At 74.0% G+C, this 3,107-nt stretch carries 3 protein-coding genes and 1 pseudogene; 2 read left to right on the top strand and 2 right to left on the bottom strand.

Annotated elements, in window-relative coordinates:
- Positions 1-93 precede the first annotated feature (93 nt).
- A complete protein-coding gene (locus ACFW2E_RS29675) occupies positions 94-687 on the bottom strand; it encodes a TetR family transcriptional regulator (RefSeq protein ID WP_384470148.1) in 594 nt (197 codons plus the stop codon).
- Positions 688-803: 116 nt separating this feature from the next.
- Between ACFW2E_RS29675 and ACFW2E_RS29670 the strand changes: the two genes are divergently transcribed.
- Positions 804-2,291 carry an FAD-dependent monooxygenase gene (locus tag ACFW2E_RS29670; RefSeq protein ID WP_384470147.1) on the top strand — a complete coding sequence of 496 codons (1,488 nt, stop codon included), beginning with the start codon at positions 804-806 and terminating at the stop codon, positions 2,289-2,291.
- 8 nt (positions 2,292-2,299) lie between these two features.
- On the opposite strand, the gene ACFW2E_RS29665 is transcribed toward ACFW2E_RS29670, so the two are convergent.
- Positions 2,300-2,812: a MarR family winged helix-turn-helix transcriptional regulator gene (locus tag ACFW2E_RS29665; RefSeq protein ID WP_384470146.1), complete on the bottom strand. Its 513-nt coding sequence runs from the start codon at positions 2,810-2,812 to the stop codon at positions 2,300-2,302.
- Positions 2,813-2,917: 105 nt separating this feature from the next.
- Here ACFW2E_RS29665 and ACFW2E_RS29660 point away from each other — a divergent pair.
- A pseudogene (locus ACFW2E_RS29660) lies at positions 2,918-3,107 on the top strand (hypothetical protein); the annotation flags it as partial.

Here is a 3,107-nt window from a genome sequence, read left to right as displayed (position 1 = left end):
GGCGACGGACTGCGCGCAACCCCCCCACACAGCGATGGGCGCCTCCCCCCCGCCCTTCCTCGGTGCGGCCGGCGCCCTTCGTGCTTCCCCGCGTCAGGGGGCGGGCGCCGTGAGGTACCGCTGCACGGTGGGCGCGAGCCACGCCACGATCTCCTCGCGGGCCAGCGCCACGGTCGGCGGGAAGCGCAGCACGTAGCGGGTGAGCGCCAGCCCGAGCAGCTGCGCGGCGCACAGCGCGGCCCGCGCGGGGACCTGCTCGGGGTCCGGGCACACCTGCCGGGCCACCGACAACAGCTGGTCACGGAAGATGCCCTGCATACGCTCGGCCCCCGCCCGATTGGTGACACCGACCCGCAGCACGGCCGTGAGCTCCTCGTTCTCCTCCCACAGCGCGAGGAAGTGGGCCACGAGCGCCCGGCCGACCTCGTCGCGCGGCACCGCCGCGAGGGCGGGCAGCCGCAGATCGATCGCGACGGCCGCCGCGAACAGTCCGTCCTTGTTGCCGTAGTACCGCATGACCATCGACGGGTCGATGCGCGCGTCCTTGGCGATGGCCCGGATGGTGGCGCGCTCGTAGCCGTCCGCGGCGAAGCGCTCGCGGGCGGCGGCGAGGATGGCGCTCCGGGTGGCGTCGGAACGGCGCGCGGCACCGGGAGCGCCGTTGGGGCCCGTACTGCTCACAGTCATGTCCACGAGCGTATGCCAACAGATGTGGGCCAACAAGTGTTGACGGTGCCCGAGTGCGGCCGTAGGCTTGCCAACAAGCGTTGACCAACAAGCGTTGGCACTCCAGGAGGCCTCCCATGAACGGCACGACTGGTACGACTTCCGCGAGCGGTGCGACCGGCCCCGCCCGGACCCCGCTGCCGGTGATCGTCGTCGGCTCCGGCCCCACCGGCCTCCTGCTCGCGGGCGACCTCGCCACCGCCGGTGTCCCTGTCACGCTCCTCGAAAAGCGCCCCCACGGGATCAGCAACCTCTCCCGGGCCTTCGTCCTGCACGCCCGCACCCTGGAGCAGCTCGACGCCCGTGCCCTCGCCGACGACCTCGAGGCCGTCGGCCGGCCCCTCGACCGGCTCCGCCTCTTCGGCCGGCTCGGCATAGGGCTCGACACGCTCCCCTCCCGCTTCAACCACCTCCTCGTCCTCCCGCAGTACGAGGTGGAGAAGGCGCTGGAGCGGCGCGCGGTGGAGGCGGGGGTGGAGTTCCGGTACGAGACCGAGCTGACCGGGCTGAGCCAGGACGTGGACGGCGTCACCGTCCAGGTCCGCGGCCCCGGAGGCGGGACCGGAAGTCTGCGGGCCGCCTACGTCGTCGGCGCCGACGGCATGCGCAGCGCCGTACGCGACGCGATCGGGTTGCCCTTCCCCGGCAGGTCGGTGATCCGGTCCGTCGTCCTCGCCGACGTCCTGCTCGCCGAGAAGCCGGACGACCTGCTCACCGTCAACGCCGCCGGTGACGCCTTCGCCTTCATCGCACCCTTCGGCGACGGCTACTACCGCGTCATCGGCTGGCACCGCCGCCGCAACGTCCCCGACGGCGAGCCCCTCGGCCTCGAAGAGGTCAAGGAGATCACCCGGCTCGCCCTCGGCCGCGACTTCGGGATGCACGACGCCCGCTGGCTGTCCCGCTTCCACAGCGACGAGCGCCAGGCCCCCGCCTACCGGGTCGGCCGGGTCTTCCTGGCGGGCGACGCCGCCCACGTGCACACCCCGGCCGGCGGTCAGGGCATGAACACCGGCCTGCAGGACGCGGCCAACCTGGGCTGGAAGCTCGCCGCCGTCGCGGGCGGGCACGCGGGCGAGGCGCTGCTCGACACGTACCAGGCCGAGCGTCACCCCGTCGGCAGGGCGGTGCTCCGCAGCAGCGGCGGGATCGTCCGCCTCGCGATGGCCAAGCGCCCCTGGACGCTGGCGCTGCGCGCCGCCCTGACCACCTTCCTGAACACCGTCGGCCCGGCCGGCCGCAAGGCCGCGGGACAGATCACCGGCATCGGCTTCCGCTACCCGGCTCCCCGGGGTGCCCACCGCCTCACCGGAACCCGCGTCCCGGACGTCGCCCTCGCCGGCGGCGGCCGGCTCTACGAGGCCCTGCGCGGCGGGCGGTTCGTGCTGATCACCGCGGAGGCGTACGAGGACGGGCGGGACCGCGCGGACCGGCTGGCCGTGGCGCGCTGGGCGAGCGACCGCCGCACGGCCCTGCTGGTGCGCCCCGACGGATACGTCGCCTGGGCAGCCGACTCCGCCGGCCCGGCGGCGATCGGGGCGGCGCTCGCCGCCCACGTGGGCTGAGCCGGGCCCTAGGGCCGGGCGGTCCCGGCGGTTCCGGCGAGCAGTTCGCGCAGCAGGTCGGCCAGTCGGCCGGCCTGTTCGCCGTCCAGGGCGGACAGCGCGTCCGTCTGCTCGGCGAGACCCGCCCCGACCGCCTCGTCGATCAGCCGCAGGCCCTCCTCGGTCAGGGTCACCTGGAGGCCGCGCCGGTCGTTCGGGTCGGGGGAGCGGCGCAGCAGTCCGGCCCGCTCCAGCTTGTCGAGGCGCCCGGTCATCCCGCCCGTGGTGAGCATGAGCGTGGCCGAGAGCTGGCGGGGGGAGAGGGTGCAGGGTTCGCCCGAGCGGCGCAGGGTGGCCAGGACGTCGAACTCGCCGCGTGAGATCCCGAACCGGGAGTAGGCCTTCTCCATCCGGTCGCCCATCGCGCGCGAGAGCCGGAAGATCCGGCCGAAGACCTCCATCGCGGCGGTGTCGAGATCGGGCCGTACGACCGCCCACTGGTCGATGATCGCGTCGACGGGGTCCCTGCGCTCTGCACTCATGCGGCGAGTATCCGCCCGGTTCCGGTCACCCGCAAGCAAGTAGCTTGACGCTAAGTAGCTTACAGCTAAGCTACTTAGCGTCGACCTACTCGGAAGGGTCCCGCCATGGCCGCCAACCGCGCCGCTCTCACCGCTCTCACCGCCCTCGCCCCCGTCTCGTGGGGCACCACCTACGCGGTCACCACCGAGTTCCTCCCGCCCGACCGCCCCCTGTTCACCGGCCTCGTGCGCGCCCTCCCCGCGGGCCTGCTGGGAGCACACCACGCGGCGGTCCCGCGACGGTTCGGCTCCACGG

This window comes from Streptomyces sp. NPDC058964, from assembly GCF_042741275.1.
Classification (GTDB): Bacteria; Actinomycetota; Actinomycetes; order Streptomycetales; family Streptomycetaceae; genus Streptomyces.
This window is presented reverse-complemented; position numbering and strand designations above follow the sequence as displayed.

What these genes read in the sequence shown, in the direction of transcription:
- ACFW2E_RS29675 (WP_384470148.1), bottom strand. Translation starts at nt 687, where the DNA reads ATGACTGTGAGCAGTACGGGCCCCAACGGCGCTCCCGGTGCCGCGCGC.
- ACFW2E_RS29670 (WP_384470147.1), top strand. Translation starts at nt 804, where the DNA reads ATGAACGGCACGACTGGTACGACTTCCGCGAGCGGTGCGACCGGCCCC.
- ACFW2E_RS29665 (WP_384470146.1), bottom strand. Translation starts at nt 2,812, where the DNA reads ATGAGTGCAGAGCGCAGGGACCCCGTCGACGCGATCATCGACCAGTGG.